The organism is Peptoanaerobacter stomatis (assembly GCF_000238095.2).
Lineage (GTDB): Bacteria > Bacillota > Clostridia > Peptostreptococcales > Filifactoraceae > Peptoanaerobacter > Peptoanaerobacter stomatis_A.
This window is the reverse complement of sequence record NZ_JH815225.1, coordinates 1446265-1465059: the sequence shown is the minus strand read 5'-3', so window position 1 is coordinate 1465059 and position 18795 is coordinate 1446265. Positions and strand designations below refer to the sequence as shown.

Below are 18795 nucleotides of genomic sequence, written 5' to 3'. Positions count from 1 at the left end.
TTACATTCCAATATGGTTATTTTATAGTCAACAATAACAGCAGCAATTTCTCCGCTATCAACATCATTTACATTCCAATATGGTTATTTTATAGTCAATATAGCGTCTTATGTACATTAACTAAGGCAATCAATTTACATTCCAATATGGTTATTTTATAGTTTTTCAACTGCTACTCTTGAAAATTTGTGAAAAGATTTACATTCCAATATGGTTATTTTATAGTTTTTGTTTCTTGTCCCACAGCTGGACCTTCATAAGACATTTACATTCCAATATGGTTATTTTATAGTATTTAGAAAATAGATTTTCGCCTGTTTGTGGTTCTGTATTTACATTCCAATATGGTTATTTTATAGTCTCTTGAAGATATTAGAGTGTTTAGACGCAATTATGCATTTACATTCCAATATGGTTATTTTATAGTGATTGTTGGTACTCTTGCACTTAATGCCTTTGCAGAATTTACATTCCAATATGGTTATTTTATAGTTGCAAGCGTTATATTTCCTGTTGGTATTGGTTTTATTGATTTACATTCCAATATGGTTATTTTATAGTCTATATATCCATTAACACAGTTAAAAAGATTGTTAATTTACATTCCAATATGGTTATTTTATAGTTGATAATAGAGCTATAAAAGAGATAGTAAATACAAAAATTTACATTCCAATATGGTTATTTTATAGTATGTAGCTGTGGTTAATTTAGATAAATTCAAATCACTATTTACATTCCAATATGGTTATTTTATAGTTTCTTAAAATGGAGCAAAGTCCAAAATTAGATATACATTTACATTCCAATATGGTTATTTTATAGTCACAAATTTAGGTGTTATACTGCTGTCTATAAACTCATTTACATTCCAATATGGTTATTTTATAGTATATTATAATAAAATAAGGGGGATTGATAAGATGTTATATTTACATTCCAATATGGTTATTTTATAGTTTGAACCAATAGAAACTCTAAGTGCTAGATTACAGAAATTTACATTCCAATATGGTTATTTTATAGTGCATCTGCAATTGGCAAATCTGTTGAGTTTACAGTATTTACATTCCAATATGGTTATTTTATAGTTTGGAATGATATTAAAGATATATTATAAGAGGTGTACAAATTTACATTCCAATATGGTTATTTTATAGTGGAGTTAGCATTTTCTATCACTCCTCATCTACATCATCATTTACATTCCAATATGGTTATTTTATAGTGATGAAAAAGAGAGATTAAAGGCGGCAGAGCTACTCATTTACATTTCAATATGGTTATTTTATAGTATCAAATGAGAAGAAGAGAACTTTTTAAAGCACAAAAATTTACATTCCAATATGGTTATTTTATAGTTGATTTCACTTTCGCCAAATTCATCCTTGGTATGTCTAATTTACATTCCAATATGGTTATTTTATAGTTTACGTATTTAGCATCATATCCAAGAGGCAATGCTCATTTACATTCCAATATGGTTATTTTATAGTGTGATTATGTTCACTTAAAATACAGGATGTATGGGAATTTACATTCCAATATGGTTATTTTATAGTAACTAACGAAGTCTTGCGAAACCCGGTTTTTGCCGATAATTTACATTCCAATATGGTTATTTTATAGTAGGTGTTATTTTATACACTGCAAAAAGTAAAGTATAATATCGCAATTTGTCGACATAGATTATACAATGTTTATTTTTATAAAATTATAAGATTTAAATTTTATATGTGTTATTATATCAATATTATTTTATTCTGTCTATCTCTTATTTATTTTTATTTATTACACATCGACAAAGATAATTGATTATTATATAAACATGAATTTATTGGGACATTAGTAGCAAACTTATAAAATTTCTAATTGAAAAAGAAATTAAAATCTCATTTGAAATGAGATTTAGGAAACTTATGGTGAATGAGGAATTAAAAAATAAACTAATTATTTTTTTATCTAAGTTTTGTAAATTATATTGTTAGGCTGAAATTATAGAATTTATGCAAGATATCATAGGTTATAATAATTTTTTATTAAAATAATACTTTAATAAAAATGTTTTTTTTGGTACAATTATACATAATATAAAAATAAAATAATTTTATTTTTCAATTTCTTGATTATTTGTATTTTTATACTGAAAAACAACTATGTTCCCAGCCTTTTTATTACGTCACAATTATTATTTCACCATTAAATCAAAAGAATAAAAGGTAAATTTAAAAGACATTATAAAATTTTTTAGGGAGGTTCTTATGAATAAAAAAGAAATTATAGCAATGATTTTGGCAGGCGGTCAAGGCAGTAGGCTGAAAATGTTTACTGAAAATCTTGCAAAACCGGCCGTTCCCTTCGGTGGAAAATATAGGGTGATAGATTTTGTAATATCCAACTGTGCTAATTCAAACATTGATGCTGTCGGCATACTTACACAATACAAGCCTTTTGAGTTACATAATCATATAGGGATAGGTACATCTTGGGGACTTAACAGACGTGACGGTGGTGCATATATATTACCTCCTTATATGAGTGAAAAGGAACAGAACTTTTATAAAGGTACTGCTCATGCAATTGAGCAGAATATTGAATTTATAAATTCTTTTAATCCTGAGTATCTTCTTGTTTTATCAGGAGACCATATATATAAGATGAATTATCAAAAAATGCTCAACTTCCACAAAGAACATGATGCGGATGTTACTATTGCAGTAATAGAAGTGCCTTGGGAAGAAGCACCTCGATTCGGTATAATGAATACAAATCCTGATGGAAGTATCTATGAGTTTGAAGAAAAACCGGAAAACCCTAAGAGCAATTTGGCATCAATGGGAATTTATATATTTAATTGGAAGCTTTTAAAAGAAGAGTTTGAAAAAGCATCTATTGAAAACAGAAATAAAACCGATTTCGGACAAGACATCATCCCATCCCTGTTAGCAGAGGGAAAGAAATTGTTTTCCTATAAATTTAAAGGATACTGGAAAGATGTAGGAACATTATCATCATATTGGGAATCAAATATGGACTTATTGGATAAGGATAATGAATTGAAATTGTTTGACAGCGACTGGCAAATACGCTCTCACAACCATTCATTACCTCCGATGTTTATAGCAAAAGATGCCATAGTAAAAAATTCTATGATAGCTGACGGAGCAAAGATAAAAGGAACAGTTAAAAACTCCATAATATTTTCTGAAGTTGAAGTTGAAGAGGGAGCTGTTGTGGAGGACAGTGTTATAATGAGTTCTACAGTTATAAAAAAAGGTGCTGTTGTAAAAAAAGCGATAATAGGAGAAAATGTTATTATACACGAAAATGCGAAGGCTTTGAATGAAAATGGTGAATTATATTCTTTAGGAAACAATATAGAAGTAAGAGGTGAGAATAATGCTAAAAAATAATGTAATGGCAATAATAGACCTGAATGAAGACCATATAAGAATGAGAGAACTCACAAAAAATAGACCTATCGCATCTCTTCCAATAGCAGGAAGATACAGAATGATAGACTTCATATTGTCAAATATAACCAATTCACATATATTCAATGTCGGAATATTCGCACAAAGAAAAACAAGATCCTTAAATGACCATTTGGGGGACGGTTCTCCTTGGGATTTGGACAGAATACAAGATGGGCTATATATTTTCTCAAATCAATATGAGCTTAATGAAAAGCAAGTTGCCGGAAATATACACAGCATATATGATAATATAGATTTTTTTAAACGTTCAAGACAAGAGTATATATTGATAACAAATCCTTTTATGATATATACAATCGACTTTAATGATGTATTTGAATCTCATTTGAATTCAGGAGCGGACATAACATCTTTATATAAAGATGTGAATAACGCACATGTGAGTTTTTATGATAACTATGTTTATAGCATAAACAACTTAAAAATAAGCAGTATCGGAAAAAATATGTGCTCCAAAAAAGAGCAAAATATATCTATGGATACATTTTTGATGAAAAAAGATTATTTCATAGACATGATTTATGAGAGCATTGAAACAGGTGAACATATGTATCTGATAGATGCTATAAACAAACATATTTTGCAAGATGATACAAATCTTTATAAATTTAACGGTTATTTGAAGTGTGTAAGAGACATCAGAAGTTATAGAGAGTTTAATGCAGATATTTTAAACGAAGACATATCTAATGAAATATTTAAAAGCCCAAACGGTTCAATATATACAAAAATAAAAGATGAAGCACCGACTTATTTTTCAGAGGAGTCAAAAGTAGAAAACAGCATAATAGCATCAGGTTGTATAATAGACGGAACTGTTAAAAATTCTATAATATTCAGAAAGGTAAAAGTGGCAAAAGGAGCTATTGTAGAAAACAGTATAATTATGCAAAATTGCACAATACAAGAAGATACCTATATAAACAATGTAATAAGTGATAAAAATACAACAATCACAAATGGTAAAAAATTAATAGGCGATTTCAATATGCCGATAATTGTAAAAAAAGGAGAGATAATCTAAGATGAAAGTGCTTTTTTGTGCATCTGAATGCTATCCATTTATGAAAGTGGGCGGTCTTGGCGATGTTATATATTCATTGCCTAAATCTCTTGTTAGAGAAGGTGTGGAATGCTCCGTAATAATTCCTTTATATAAAAAAATAAGGCAAGAACATCCGGACTTGGAAGTAGTGGACGAATTTTATATATCTCTCGGTTATAGACATCAATACGTTGGACTTCTGAGAAAAAGATTGGGTGATATAGATTATTATTTTATAGATAATGAGCAATATTTTGGAAGAGATACAGCTTATGGACATTTTGATGATGGTGAAAGATTTACGTTTTTCTCAAAAGCAATAATTGAAACAATAGCAAGACATTTCAGACATTATGATATTTTACATGCTCATGATTGGCAAACAGCTATGACGGCTCCTCTGCTTAGAGAATACCAAATGCCTCTTAAATCAGTATTTACTATACACAATTTAAGATTTCAAGGGATATTCCAATTCAGTATGGTGTTTGATATGCTTGGCTTACCGCCATATTATGCCTCAGAAGATAAAATGGCATTTTACGGAAATGCCAACTATTTAAAAGCAGGAATAGTGTTTGCTGACAAAGTTACAACAGTAAGTCCGACATATTTGGAAGAAATTAAAAATGAATATTATGGTGAAGGCTTGGACGGACTTATAAGACAATATGAATGGAAAATGCAAGGAATATTAAACGGTATAGATTACGAAACATATAATCCTATGAAAGATAAATATCTGTCATTTGATTATAATGCAAAAAATGTTTCAGGAAAATACAACAATAAAATAGCATTCCAAAAAGAAATGCAACTTCCACAAAACAACAATATTCCAATAGTCGGTATGGTATCAAGACTTACAGACCAAAAAGGTCTTGATCTTATCAATAACGTGCTTGATGAAATATTGCAAATGGATTTACAATTAATAATACTCGGTACAGGCTCTGCTATGTATGAAGATAATTTTAGAGCACACGAATATTCTCATCATGACAAGATGAGAGCTATAATAAAATATGATGATTCTTTTGCATCCAAAATATACGCGGCAAGTGATATATATCTTATGCCTTCTCAATTTGAACCTTGCGGTTTATCACAGATGATAGCTATGCGTTACGGTTCATTGCCATTAGTTAGAGAAACGGGCGGACTTAATGACAGTGTAAGACCTTACAACCAATTTACAGGAGAAGGAACAGGGTTTACATTCAGCACGTATAATGCACATGATATGCTTTTTACTCTACAAAAAGCTGTGGGCTTGTATTATGATAATAAAGATGCCTTCAACAAATTGATAGAACATGCTATGGCGGAAGATTTCAGCTGGACATCATCAAGCAAACAATATATACAAATGTATGAGTCTATTTTATAATAGCTATTAAAATGTTGATAAAATTTGTTTAATATTAATATTTAACGGAATTATTGATATTTTATTCAATTTATAAATACTATTTTTCAATAGTTATATTGATTTTTAGTATAAAATTAAAATCAGCTTATTGCCGATTGCTCGAATACTTGTAATTTTCAAATATATAGAGCAATCAGTGATAAGCTGATTTGTTATTTATTTATAAATTTATATTTTTTCTATAGGTACCCACAATTCCATTTCATAATTTTTGCTACCCATATTTTCCTTAGGATATACTTCAAAATCCGGTGTACCCGCATGGCGATAGCCTTGCATAGGAAAAAAATCTTGAAGTATATATTTCCAAGCGTCATGAATAATTTCAGGCATTTTACCTTTCATAGATACTATTGCATATTCTGCAGGAGGAACATCTAAAATTTCCAATCCCAAAGACTTTGCTTTTTCTGTATCGTTTACGTCAAATCCTGCCATATACTTGAAATTTATATCCATGTTAAAACTTTCGTGCTCATAGCAAGCACCGTAGCACATTCCGTTTCCGAGTGATATTAAAGTATTTATATCTGCCTTTTTGAACAAGTCTTCCCATATTTCATTAAACATGGTAGATTTGCTTGCCGATTTTGAAACTCCTGCTACTTTAAAGCCTTCTTTTCTTTCAATTCTTGTTTTCATACTTTCTCCTCCTTTTATTGTTAACGACAATCTTATAGGAGAAAAAATTTTAAAAGGCTTACCGCATCTCACATCGCTTGGTGTGTAGCCGTGAAATTTTTTGAATGCGAATGTGAAAGAATCTGATGATTCGTATCCGTATTCAAGAGCTATATCTATGATTTTATCTGATGTATCTCTAAGCTTCACAGCAGATTTTGTCAATTTTCTGTACCGGATATACTCACTTAGCGTATAACCTGTAAGCATAGAAAATATCCTTGCAAACATAGAATACGAATAGCCTGATAAAGCAGATATTTTTTTGTCGTCAATTTCGCCGTTCAATGTGCTTTCTATATAGTCTACGGTGTCATTAAACAGATGTATGGTGTCCATATTTCTCCTCCTATTGTCATTATTATACAAAAAAAGAGAAGGTTGTACCCTATATTTTGCATACAGCTTTTATAGGATTTTATCCTTTTGTTTATATTGATGTTTTTTATGTTTATACTTAAAATCTTATAGAATAATTGAAAAACATAATAATTAATTTTTCTAATTAACTATTTATATTAATGCTATATGATCATATAAGTTGTCCATAATTTTATTTAATACTGAACCTCTATAAAGTAAATACACAAAAGAAAAAAATAAGATATAATATTTTTATTGGCTTAATAAACAGTCATATAATAATGAATGTACTTGATTATGGTTACTTCAATGTTAGCAAGTTCCCTTAACCAAGCACATTCGAATATATTTTTTATATTTTAGTGTTTAATAGGTTTTAGTATTAATTTATAACAGGTGCTACAAATACTCTTGTAGCTAATTGTTGGTCAAAAAGCATAGTTGCATGAGGATCGGAGTTTATAAATTTCAATGTGTCTATATGTTTTACAAAAGTTTCTTCTTCCTCAACCTGCTCATTTACAAAAAATCTTAGGAATGCTTGGCTTGCAAAGTCTTTTTCATCACTTGCAACAGACATTATCTCGTTTATCCAGTTAGTTACTTTTCTCTCATGTGCCAACGCTGTTTCAAAAACTTCAAGTATTGATTTAAAATCTGCCTTAGGTTTTGGTATTTCTTTTAAATTTACTTTTTCACCGAGCCTGTGAAGATAATCTATCATAAGATAAGCATGAGCTGTTTCTTCTTGCACTTGTATATGGAAAAAATTTTCTATACCTGCGAAGTTGTACTCATTGCCGATATACATCTCCATAGCTTGATATATATAGGCAGACTCAAACTCTTTGTTTATTTGCTCGTTAATCATATCTACAACTTTTTTTGAAATCATAATATACTCCTCCTGTTTTTTGTATTGTTGAATACAGATATACGCTTAAAAAATGCGATTATATACAAGATTAATATTATCTGATAATTAAATAAGATAATAAAAAATATTATAATTAAGATAGTATAACTTAGAAATATTTGTATCATCTTAAATAGTTTTTTATATAAAGTGTCTATTTGTATATAACTGTTCATTGTTTAATCGGATAATAGTATTCATAAATAAATTACAGTTTAATTATACATGTTTATGTTAAAAATGGCAAATGAGTTTATAAGAAAAAGTATCTATATCTATTTGTTTTCTTCTGTCAATTTTACTCTTCCGCTTATAGCGGCAACTGTCAGTTTGTAATATTTTTTGCCTGTATTCGTGCTACTTGACAAATCTATGGTTATACCTTTATCGCTTTCAGCTCCTTCGAAAATAATTTTTCCTTCATTGGTCGGAAATGTTTCTATTTTAATTTTATCTGAAAACTTCACAGTTTTTTTGTCTTTATCTACGTTTATAGTATAAGAATTGTCTTCTTTATTTATCTGTATAAAAATTTTATTACTGCTATTTCCTTTTTGCAGGCTGAGTTGTTTTATATATCTTATATCACTCACAAGCTTATGCAGTTGTTGCTCTTGCTGACTTTTGATAAATACATTTCCGTACACGAAAAAACCGGAAACTATGAGCAGAAGCGTCAAAGATATGATGATTTCAAAGAGTGTAAAGCCTTTATTTTTCATATTTCACCTGATATAGTAATAAATATATTTTTATATGACTATTTATCGCATTATTTTATATTATATGTCGCTTTTTAAAAGTTAGTATTAATAGCGTTGCAACAATAAAACATAAAAAGTGCGTTTTAAAATAAGTATAAAATATTGTAATTTAATTGCTTATTTTTTTGTCTATAATGCTTTGCTTATATTCGTTATATATGGCATCAATTTGTCCTGATTTTAGCTTTTCAACATCTTCTTCTTTTGAAAAATCAGGAAGTTTAAGTACATAGTTGTAATAGATTTCTGTATTATCTTCTTTTTTATATGATAATATAAACTCTATTATATTGTTGTTTAATTCTATTTTGCTTGTCGTCAAACCTTGTAATTCGTTTTTTAATTCGTAATCTATATCACGACTTAAATTTCTGATTTCTATGCCGGTAAATGTAGAGAGATTATCTCCAATTTGCTCGGTATTTCCTTTATCATAATGTTTTTTCAAATCATATAAGGCTTCTTTAAATATATCGTATATCAAAAAATCGATTATCTGTTCCTTGGAATTTGAATATATATCATTTGCCTTGTCAGTTATAGCCATATATCTTGAATGTACCACGTTTTTATTCATTATAAACACGCTAAGTACGAGTATATTGAGCATGACCATAATGATTATAACATTTATAAGTACCGTAGCTTTTCTCATAATATTCCTCATCAATTACAAAAAACACCTACCATCTTCGGATAGGTGTAATATTAATATTCAATAGAATAATAGATATTTTATTAATTCAAAAGTCCATAAACAGTTTAAAATTACTTAGGCTATTTTTCTATCATAATATTGAATTTTAGTGTGATTTAGTATTGTATTAATATCTATACTTAAAATCAATTAAATAATGAAAAAACTCTTTGATAAAAATAAGCGTGTTAAATAAATTTTAATGACTTATTGCTCTCTTAGTTGCAATAGTTATAGCCTTATATACAAACAGTCCCATAAATATGTTGGCTATACAAGTAGGTATAACCACGCTTATCATCAATAAGGAAAAGCCGGCAGGCAAACCTACCAAAAAATATGCTGTACTCAAAAATACGCTTCCGCTTACAAATGTACCTAAACCTACTAATATAGTTGATTTTATCGTATCATTTTTGAAATTCTTCATAATTTCTATAAGTGCATATACAAACAATGCAGTTATAATTTTGTCTATAAAATTAGGTATTTGACCACCTGGAAATGTAGTAGTAAGAGCAGTTATTATTCCGCCTCCCAAACCTGAAACTATCACGTTTTGTATATCAGGATTTAGGATAATTGCCATTATCATAAATATAAGCAGTAAATCAAATTTCATACCGGCTATCCCCGGAATAGTTGCGTGAAATATAAATCCCATAGCCAACATCAATGCAGTTATTATATAATTTTTAATCTTCATTTTTTATTCTCCTTTAACTTATGATACGAAACACCATTACAAAATATAAAATCTCTAATTTTTATATATTTGCCAATTTAAAAAAATATGGTTTTTTAGATATATAATTATAATACAGTTTTAGTTAGTGTTCAGCATAAAATATCTTTTAATTACACCTTGTTATAAATCCCTATCCGGAATTGAGATATATAACAAATATTTAATGTGATTGAGATATTTACGGAATAAAAAAACTCGCTACTCCACATATGTGAAAGAGCGAGTGTTAATCACGGTACCATCTTCCTTAGGATAATAAAAAATCCCATCTCAATCAGATACAGGTTCAAAAACCGATATCCTTACTCTGTAACGTGAGTATACGTCTAAAGCTACTTTTATTCGCCTCAGCATCTTATGAGTCCATTCATCTAAATTATTCTTACCCGTTCACACCAAGTAGGGCTCTCTGTAAAGAAATCATATAAACTACTACTCTCAATCAATGATTTTATAATATGATAAATTATTAAATAAAAAAAGTCAAGTATATTTTTAGAAAATAAAAATATATTTTATGATATTTTTTTCATATAAAGTCTATTTAAAAAAATATCTGTGTTTAATTTAGATAATATTATAGAGCTATTTATCCTTCATTTTATCTATAATTTATATCGATTTGAAGAATTTGGTGTTTATTATAAATCTATGATGTGGTACAATAATATGAATTTAAAAAATTTTATGAAGTATTATATTTTTATAAAAAAGATAATATTAATTTTTTTGTACTGAAGTTTGTAGAGTTTGAAAAATTATGAATATAAGTAATTTATTCTATGTAAATACACGATTTTATGGCAAATTTTGAAAAATTAAAGTTTATTTTTAACGATTTATAAAATTTGAGGAATTTATGCAGATTTTTAAGATAAAGTTTTTTTATTTAAGGTTTATTATGTTAATTACAGGTTGCTTGCTAATAGGCTATGGCATATCTGTTTTTAAATTTGTAAACTGGGGAGTGGATTCTTATGGAACTATGGTTATAGCTTTGAGCGATATATTTAAAGCTTCATACGGAAATACACTTTTGATATGCAATACAATCTTGTTTGCGCTATCTGTTTTGATGTGCAGACCATGTATTAAGATGATTGGCATAGGAACTCTGATAAATATGAGTATGATAGGTTATGTAATAGATTTTTTGGATTTTTTATATTTGCAATTTTTTCCTCTGCAATTATCTATTTATGTTAAATTTATTTGGTCTTTGAGTGCATTTTTTATATTTTCAATAGGTGTAGCCTTATATATTAAAGCAAATTTGGGGATAGCACCATATGAACTTATGAATATGTCAATAATAAAACATTTCAATGAAAAATTCAGTTTTCACCAAGTAAGAGTTTTTCAAGATTTACTAATGCTTGCAGGAGGCTTTGCCTTAGGCTCTGTAATAGGTATAAATACTGTTATACTAAGTTTTTTTACAGGTGTTGTTGTACATTTTTTTGGCAAAATATGCGAGAAACATATTATAAAAGATAGATGGTAGTTTTTTTTATTAGTTGAAAGGAGAATTTTATGAACGCGGTAGTAACTGTTGTAGGTAAAGATATGGTAGGTATAATTCATAAAGTATCAGGAAAATTATTGGAGCATAATCTTAACATATTAGATATAAATCAAAGTGTAGTTGGAGATTATTTTACGATGATAATGCTTATAGATATTACCAATATAGGAGAAAACTTTGAAAAGTTATGCAGTGAGTTTGATGAAATAGGTAAAGAAATCGGTCAAAAGATAATAATTCAACACGAAAATCTGTTTAACGCAATGCATACTATATAATTTTTTCAAATATTCATATTATTTAAGAGAATCGTTGATACAGCTATAAGTGTTTTTGTAGAAAGGAATTTAATATGCAGTTTTTAAATAGAGATAATATATTGGAAACCATAAATATGCTCAGTGATGAGAAGCTTGATATAAGAACTGTTACGATGGGTATATCACTACTTGATTGCATAGATGAGGACTCAAAAAAAGCAAGACAGAAAATCTATGATAAAATATCATTTAAAGCGGAAAAATTGGTGGAAGAGTCAGAAAAAATAGGGAAAAAATATCGTGTACCTATAATAAATAAAAGAATATCAGTTACTCCAATATCTATAATAGCAGGCGCTACAAGAGATACCGATTATACAGATTTTGCAGTTACACTTGATAAAGCTGCAAAAAATGTAGGTGTAAATTTTGTTGGAGGTTTTTCGGCTCTTGTGCAAAAAGGTATGACAAGAGCTGACGAAATACTTATAAAATCAATACCGAATGCTCTTTCATCAACTGATATAGTATGTTCGAGTGTAAATGTAGCCAGCACAAAAGCAGGCATAAATATGGATGCTATAAAAATTTTGGGAGAAGTTATAAAAGACCTTTCACTTAAGACTAAGGATAAAGGAAGTATCGGCTGTGCAAAACTTGTTGTCTTTGCAAATTCGGTTGATGACAATCCTTTTATGGCAGGTGCTTTTCATGGTATAAGCATGGGAGATACTGTAATAAATGTAGGTATAAGCGGACCTGGTGTAGTAAAATCGGCATTGGAAAAAATAAAAGGCAAGAGTATACAAGCAGTATGCGAAGAAATTAAAAAGACTTCATTTAAGATGACGAGAATGGGCGAGCTTATAGGAAGAGAAGTTGCCGAAAACTTAGGTTATCCTTTTTCAAGCGTAGATTTATCGCTTGCACCTACTGCGGACATTGGCGACAGTGTGGCAAGGATATTGGAAGAGATAGGAATAGATGAGGCAGGTGGACACGGAACGACATTTGCACTTGCACTTTTAAACGATTCGGTTAAAAAAGGTGGCATAATGGCATCATCAAACGTAGGAGGATTGAGCGGTGCATTTATACCTGTAAGTGAAGATGAGGGTATGATTAATGCGGTTGCAAATGGAAGTATGTCGTTTGATAAATTGGAAGCTATGACATCAGTATGCTCTGTAGGGCTTGATATGATAGCTATAGACGGAGATACTCCTGCAAGTACAATATCGGCTATAATGGCTGATGAATGTGCAATAGGAGTTATAAACGGAAAGACTACAGCCACAAGATTGGTGCCGGTATATGGTAAACATGTAGGGGAGACGGTAGAATTTGGAGATTTATTAGGCTATGCACCTATAATAGATATAGGTAAAACATCAAGTGAAAGATTAATAAATCGTGCAGGATTTATGCCTGCGCCTGTTCACAGCTTTAAGAATTAAACAGGAGAAAAAACATGCTATTATTTATACAATATCCGAAATGCACAACTTGTCAAAAAGTAAAAAAATTTTTAGATGATAATAAAATAAAATATATAGATAGAAACATAGTTACAGACAATCCTACAAAAGAAGATTTAGAAAAATTTATAAAAATCGGAAATTTGGATATAAAAAAATTGTTCAATACAAGCGGTATGAAATACAGAGAGTTAGGCCTGAAAGATAAGCTGAAAACTATGAGTGATGATGAAAAATTGGAAATATTGGCAACAGATGGTATGCTTGTAAAAAGACCGCTTTTAGTTGGAGATGATTTTGTTCTTACGGGATTTAAGCAGGAGCTTTGGGCTGATAAATTGAAATTATAATACAAGGATGGATAGAATATGAGAATAGCCATAGATACTATGGGAGGAGATTTTGCTCCGCAAGCTCAAATTAACGGAGCATTGGAGTCTATAAAAGAGCTTGGCGTTGATGTAGTGCTGCTTGGAGATGAAAATGTAATAAACGACTTTTTAAAAACAAAGACATATGACAAAACAAAAGTTTCAGTGGTGCATTGTAGCGAAAATATAACTAATGATGACAAACCTGTAATCTCTATAAAAAAGAAAAAGAATTCACCTATGGTGCTTGGCTGTAATATGCTTGTTGAAGGTAAGGCGGATGCGTTGGTATCATCAGGCAGTACAGGTGCATTACTTACAAGCGGTATGCTCATCACAGGAAGAATAGAGGGAATACAACGTCCTGCACTTACAACTGTTTACCCAAAAACAAATGGTGCCACTGTTTTGCTTGACGTAGGAGCAAATGCGCAATGCAAACCGGAACATATAAATCAATTTGCATTTATGGGATACGCATATGCAAAAGCTGTACTGAATTTAGAAAATCCTAAAGTTGGTTTAATAAACATAGGAACTGAAGAAAAAAAGGGTTCACAAACATATATAGACTCATATCAGATGCTGAAAGACAACAAATTTATAAATTTTATAGGAAATGTTGAGGCAAGAGATATACCGAGTACAGAGGCAGATGTACTTGTTTGTGACGGTTTTACAGGAAATATAGTGTTAAAACTTTCAGAAGGTCTTGTCATTCATATGATGAAGCTCATAAAAAACAGCTTTATGTCATCTCTGAAATCAAAAATAGGTGCTTTACTCGTAAAATCATCTCTGAAAAATATGAAAAAATCACTTGACTATGAAGAATATGGAGGAGCTATACTGCTTGGAACAAACGGAACAGTTATAAAAGCACATGGCTCATCAAATGAAAAAGCTTTTAAAAATGCAATAAAACAGGCAAAAAAAATCTATGATGCCGACTTGGTAAAGTCAATAAAACAATTCGCTGCAGAAAATAAAGCTAAAAACGAAGACAAAACGGAAGAATAAATTAGTGCATAGATTTATTTTAAAATATTATATTGTTAAATGAGGGCTATATGTCAAGAATTATAACCGTACTTGGTGGAATTTCAAGCGGTAAGTCAAATTTTGCACAAAGTTTAGCCTATGATATGGGTAAAAAAAGAGCATATATAGCAACTGCTGAAATAACAGATGACGATATGAATTTGAAAGTACAAAAGCACATAGCAAGCAGAGGCAATGATTGGCTTACATTTGAAAATTTTGCAGGCATAGACAATTTGATAATAAGTCAATTTGACAATTATGATACAGCTTTGCTTGACTGTGTTACAAATATGATTAATAATCTTATGTATCATAGCAAAATAGATTTTGAAACTTGCGATAATGATATATTTGAAAAATTTTGCACAGATGTAAAAAACTATGTGCAAAAAATACTGAATTCTATGAAAAATTCAAAATGCAAATTCGTTATAATAACTAACGAAATTGGGCTTTGTGTAATACCTGCAAACAGATACACAAGGCGATTTGTACAATTACACGGAGAAATCAATCAGATATTTACTCAAATATCTGATGAAGTGTATTTTGTAGTATCAGGTACTTGTATGAAAATAAAATAACTTATATTAAAACCTAATAGAATTATGCGTATATTTAATAATGCACAATATACTCATACTAAAAGTTAATAAAATAATGGATATTTTATTTTTAAGAATTTGTTGGCTAACTAAAATTAAGTGTATTTAAAATAAATAAAGTATATAAATATATCCGTTAATCAAAACAATATCAGTATCAATATATTGTAAAAATATAAAAGTATAATATCATAGCACTTATATAAAATTAGTGCTTTAAATAGGTTTTGGTATTATTTTAAACAATTCGAAAAATTGAATTTTTTTTTGAAAGGGCTGAAATATGAAAGAAATATATCTTATAAGACACGCTGAAACGGTTATGAATAAAGAGATGAGATTTTCCGGCATACTTGATTGCGAGCTAAGCGAGCAAGGCTACGAGCAACTCAAACAGTTAAAACAAAAGATGCAAGAGTATGATATACAGCAATGTTACTGCTCACCTCTTAAAAGAGCCTACCTTACAGCCAAGTCTTTTTTTGATAATCCGGTAAAAGTTGAAAATTTGCATGAGATGGATTTTGGAGATATAGACGGTATGAAGTTTACGGATGTGGAAAAAAATTTTCCCTCTTTGGCAAGAGATATGCTCAGTGAAAAGCGTGAATTTGAATTTCCCAATGGAGAAAGCAGAGAACAACTAAGAAAGAGAGCTACGCAGGCATTTAATGATATACTTGCAAAAGATACAAATGATTCTATAGCTATAGTATCGCATTCTTGTGTTATAAGAGCGATTATATCTCAAGAGATGGTCGGAGACTATTCTTTTTCTTGGAAAATACAGATAGGAAATTGCAGTATAACGAAACTTCAAAAATATTCAAACAACACTATATTAAATTTTTTAAACAGATAAAAAAGAGAAAACATTATGGAAAGATTAAAAGGCGCTATAAGTTTTTTGACAATATTACCCATTCGAAGCAACATTGAGGACGAAAAAGAATTTTCTAAGATTATGGCTTTTTTTCCCATAGTTGCTTTAATTTTGGGTATCATTTATTGCAGTATATCCAATTTGGTCTATAATTTTGCAGACAGTCTATTTTTTTCGTCTGTAATTTATGTGCTTAGCAGTATAATTTTTACAGGAGGACTTCATTATGACGGTCTTGCTGATTCTTGTGACGGGCTGTTTTCCGGCAGAGAAAAAGATAAGATTTTAGAAATTATGCAAGATTCTCGGATAGGAACTTTCGGAGTTTTGGGGATAATAGTAAATGTGCTTTTAAAATTAGGCATAGTGTATATTTTTATTCAATATGCTATTTTAAATTTTGCCATATTTTCTGTTATTTTTTCAAGAACTATGCAGATAATATATGCTTATTTCGGGAATTATCCGAAAAAAAACGGCATGGGGAATTTTTTTGTAGGCAAGATTGGAAGGGGCACTTTAAGGCTGGCTGTCACCTTGGATATAATAATAGTTTTAATATTGTCTTTGTTTATCAGAGGATATGGATTCAGCTTTGTGCTGATTACCTTTATTATAAGCTTTATCATATCTTTTTCGATAATGCTTGGAATAAAACATATGATATATAAAAAAATAGGTGGTATAACAGGCGATATATTGGGATTTATAGCCGAAATATCTGAAAATATATTCATGCTTGTTTTTTTTGTAGTTTACAATATTATTTAATAAACGTAGATATTTTTTAATACAGTGCTGAATATATTTTGCTTAAGGTAGTGTTTAATCAATATCTATAAAGCATATATTCATATTAAAGCCTATTTAATTAGGTGATAGTATATCATAAATTTGTTAGCGATTTTATTTGCAAAACAATTTCAGCATTATTAATTTAAAGCTTTAGTATAAGTACAGTTTAAGACAATGTAAATGAAAAATATTTGAAGATTATAATAATTTGTACAAAATTTGCAGTATTTAAACGGTAAGGGGATGTTTGAAATAAAGAAAAAAATAGTGATAAGCGATATGGATGGAACACTTCTTAGAAGTGACAAGACAATATCACAAAAAACGATTGAAACTGTAAATGAACTTAGAAAAAATAATATTGATTTTACAATAGCTACAGGCAGAATTTATCCTGTGGTTTTGGAAACTGTAAAAACAATGAATATAAAAAAGCCTCTCATATTATGTAATGGGGCACTTTTGCAAGATCCTATAACGGAAGAAGTGTATTTTTCAAAACTGTTGGAAGATGATATAGTGCATAAAATATTGAAAACCGCTGATGAGTCGGGTTGCTATTTTTATTATTATACAAAGGATTCCATATGCGCAAAGGATCTTAAATATACAGCAAAATATTACTATGAGATGAACAAAACCATAAAACAAGAAAAGAAAATAAATATATATTTGTCTCTAAACTTGGTAAATGAACGAAAATCGAATATATACAAAGTTGTAGTATTGGAAGAAAATGTAGAAAAATTGAAACAAGTAAAGCAAGAGATGAAAAAATATGACGAATATATAGATATTGTATCATCATACTGGAATAATATTGAAATAGTAGCAAAAGGTGTATCAAAAGGTGCAGGCGTAAAGTTTTTTGCGGAAAAATTCGACTATGAGATAGAAAATATAATGTGTATAGGCGATGAAGAAAATGATGAATCTATGCTAAAAGTGGCAGGGTTTCCGGTTGCTATGGGAAACGCATCGGAAAATATGAAAAAAATAGCCCAATATATCACATCAAGCAATGATAATGAGGGTATGAGTGAAGCTATATTGAAGTTTGCAGAGCTTTAAAAATTAGAATTTGTGGAGGTTTTCTATGAAGTATGAAGAAATTAAATTAAATATTTCAAATGATAAAATTAGCAATTACAAAGTATTTAAAGGGATGAAGCTGTATTCTGAAATATTTAAATCAGAAGATGAAAAGAAGTTAATAAATAAAAGAGTATTTGTAACTCCAAAAGGAAACTATGTTTATTATGAAAGGACAGATATAAATTGGAACTATTGGTCAGATAAAACAAGATATGATTCGAGTTTTGAATTAAGTGATATAAAACATAATATAGTATTTGAAGTATCAACAGAATTGACTAAGTTTACAAAATATTTAGGAGAAGAAGTAGTCAAAAAAATTATGTTTAAAGAAAAAAATGGAGAAATAGTAGAAGTACTGGATATTTAGTACATCTTGAACTTCCTATTTATTAGATTAAGTAAATTTGGAATTTTGGAGGTATCCGTTTATGAAATGGTATAATTATATGACTAAACAATAAAAAAGAAATTTTCAAAAAGTAATTGCTGTATGTGTAGTAGGTGCAATTTTAATTCTACTTATTCGTATAGTTTTTCATACTATTTTGTATGTAAAATATAAATCCCAGTTTACCGGACTAAAATAATTGAGT

The 18795-nt window shown here is 29.3% G+C and carries 18 protein-coding genes, 1 CRISPR repeat array and 1 other annotated feature; of the genes, 13 read left to right on the top strand and 5 right to left on the bottom strand.

What is annotated here, in order from left to right; genetic code table 11:
* Positions 1-65 precede the first annotated feature (65 nt).
* A CRISPR array of direct repeats spans positions 66-1630; the repeat unit is 30 nt; unit sequence ATTTACATTCCAATATGGTTATTTTATAGT.
* A gap of 631 nt (positions 1631-2261) precedes the next feature.
* Genes HMPREF9630_RS06280 through glgA form a run of 3 tightly spaced genes read left to right on the top strand, consistent with a single transcriptional unit; the run spans position 2262 to position 5932 of the window.
* On the top strand, positions 2262-3413 hold the full coding sequence (locus tag HMPREF9630_RS06280; RefSeq protein WP_009527672.1) for a glucose-1-phosphate adenylyltransferase: 1152 nt from the start codon (positions 2262-2264) through the stop codon (positions 3411-3413).
* Positions 3400-4521, top strand: a complete 1122-nt coding sequence (gene glgD / locus HMPREF9630_RS06275; RefSeq protein ID WP_009527671.1) for a glucose-1-phosphate adenylyltransferase subunit GlgD — start codon at positions 3400-3402, stop codon at positions 4519-4521. The genes HMPREF9630_RS06280 and glgD overlap by 14 nt, the downstream gene beginning before the upstream one ends.
* A gap of 1 nt (position 4522) precedes the next feature.
* On the top strand, positions 4523-5932 hold the full coding sequence (gene glgA / locus HMPREF9630_RS06270) for a glycogen synthase GlgA (protein ID WP_009527670.1): 1410 nt from the start codon (positions 4523-4525) through the stop codon (positions 5930-5932).
* Between the two features lie 210 nt (positions 5933-6142).
* Here glgA and HMPREF9630_RS06265 read toward each other — a convergent pair whose 3' ends face one another.
* The 5 genes from HMPREF9630_RS06265 to HMPREF9630_RS06245 all read right to left on the bottom strand — a co-directional run bounded on the left by HMPREF9630_RS06265 (position 6143) and on the right by HMPREF9630_RS06245 (position 10101).
* Positions 6143-6994 carry an AraC family transcriptional regulator gene (locus HMPREF9630_RS06265; protein WP_009527669.1) on the bottom strand — a complete coding sequence of 284 codons (852 nt, stop codon included), beginning with the start codon at positions 6992-6994 and terminating at the stop codon, positions 6143-6145.
* A gap of 406 nt (positions 6995-7400) precedes the next feature.
* Complete coding sequence (locus tag HMPREF9630_RS06260; RefSeq protein ID WP_009526181.1) at positions 7401-7913, bottom strand: ferritin; 513 nt, start codon at positions 7911-7913, stop codon at positions 7401-7403.
* A 296-nt stretch (positions 7914-8209) separates the two neighbouring features.
* Entirely contained in the window at positions 8210-8656 is a 447-nt protein-coding gene (locus tag HMPREF9630_RS06255; RefSeq protein WP_009527668.1) for a prepilin-type N-terminal cleavage/methylation domain-containing protein, read from the bottom strand.
* Positions 8657-8807: 151 nt separating this feature from the next.
* Complete coding sequence (locus tag HMPREF9630_RS06250) at positions 8808-9353, bottom strand: hypothetical protein (RefSeq protein WP_009527667.1); 546 nt, start codon at positions 9351-9353, stop codon at positions 8808-8810.
* Between the two features lie 241 nt (positions 9354-9594).
* Positions 9595-10101 carry a tryptophan transporter gene (locus HMPREF9630_RS06245; RefSeq protein ID WP_009527666.1) on the bottom strand — a complete coding sequence of 169 codons (507 nt, stop codon included), beginning with the start codon at positions 10099-10101 and terminating at the stop codon, positions 9595-9597.
* 254 nt (positions 10102-10355) lie between these two features.
* Positions 10356-10598, bottom strand: a binding site (T-box leader).
* A 446-nt stretch (positions 10599-11044) separates the two neighbouring features.
* Here HMPREF9630_RS06245 and HMPREF9630_RS06240 point away from each other — a divergent pair.
* The 10 genes from HMPREF9630_RS06240 to HMPREF9630_RS06195 all read left to right on the top strand — a co-directional run bounded on the left by HMPREF9630_RS06240 (position 11045) and on the right by HMPREF9630_RS06195 (position 18569).
* Entirely contained in the window at positions 11045-11647 is a 603-nt protein-coding gene (locus HMPREF9630_RS06240) for a YczE/YyaS/YitT family protein (protein WP_242824685.1), read from the top strand.
* Positions 11648-11676: 29 nt separating this feature from the next.
* The gene (locus HMPREF9630_RS06235; protein WP_009526186.1) at positions 11677-11946 is read left to right on the top strand and encodes an ACT domain-containing protein; all 270 of its coding nucleotides are present in this window, start codon (positions 11677-11679) and stop codon (positions 11944-11946) included.
* 74 nt (positions 11947-12020) lie between these two features.
* The gene (locus HMPREF9630_RS06230; RefSeq protein WP_009527664.1) at positions 12021-13385 is read left to right on the top strand and encodes a PFL family protein; all 1365 of its coding nucleotides are present in this window, start codon (positions 12021-12023) and stop codon (positions 13383-13385) included.
* 14 nt (positions 13386-13399) lie between these two features.
* Positions 13400-13756: an arsenate reductase family protein gene (locus HMPREF9630_RS06225; protein WP_009527663.1), complete on the top strand. Its 357-nt coding sequence runs from the start codon at positions 13400-13402 to the stop codon at positions 13754-13756.
* An 18-nt stretch (positions 13757-13774) separates the two neighbouring features.
* Positions 13775-14797 carry a phosphate acyltransferase PlsX gene (plsX, locus tag HMPREF9630_RS06220; protein ID WP_009527662.1) on the top strand — a complete coding sequence of 341 codons (1023 nt, stop codon included), beginning with the start codon at positions 13775-13777 and terminating at the stop codon, positions 14795-14797.
* 50 nt (positions 14798-14847) lie between these two features.
* Positions 14848-15405, top strand: coding sequence for a bifunctional adenosylcobinamide kinase/adenosylcobinamide-phosphate guanylyltransferase (locus tag HMPREF9630_RS06215; RefSeq protein WP_009527661.1), 558 nt, complete (start codon positions 14848-14850; stop codon positions 15403-15405).
* Between the two features lie 304 nt (positions 15406-15709).
* Positions 15710-16288, top strand: coding sequence for a histidine phosphatase family protein (locus HMPREF9630_RS06210; RefSeq protein ID WP_009527660.1), 579 nt, complete (start codon positions 15710-15712; stop codon positions 16286-16288).
* 15 nt (positions 16289-16303) lie between these two features.
* Positions 16304-17080: an adenosylcobinamide-GDP ribazoletransferase gene (gene cobS / locus HMPREF9630_RS06205; protein ID WP_009527659.1), complete on the top strand. Its 777-nt coding sequence runs from the start codon at positions 16304-16306 to the stop codon at positions 17078-17080.
* Between the two features lie 267 nt (positions 17081-17347).
* Positions 17348-18175 carry a Cof-type HAD-IIB family hydrolase gene (locus HMPREF9630_RS06200; protein WP_242824684.1) on the top strand — a complete coding sequence of 276 codons (828 nt, stop codon included), beginning with the start codon at positions 17348-17350 and terminating at the stop codon, positions 18173-18175.
* A gap of 25 nt (positions 18176-18200) precedes the next feature.
* The gene (locus HMPREF9630_RS06195; RefSeq protein WP_003042548.1) at positions 18201-18569 is read left to right on the top strand and encodes an EXLDI protein; all 369 of its coding nucleotides are present in this window, start codon (positions 18201-18203) and stop codon (positions 18567-18569) included.
* The last annotated feature ends 226 nt before the right edge of the window (positions 18570-18795 follow it).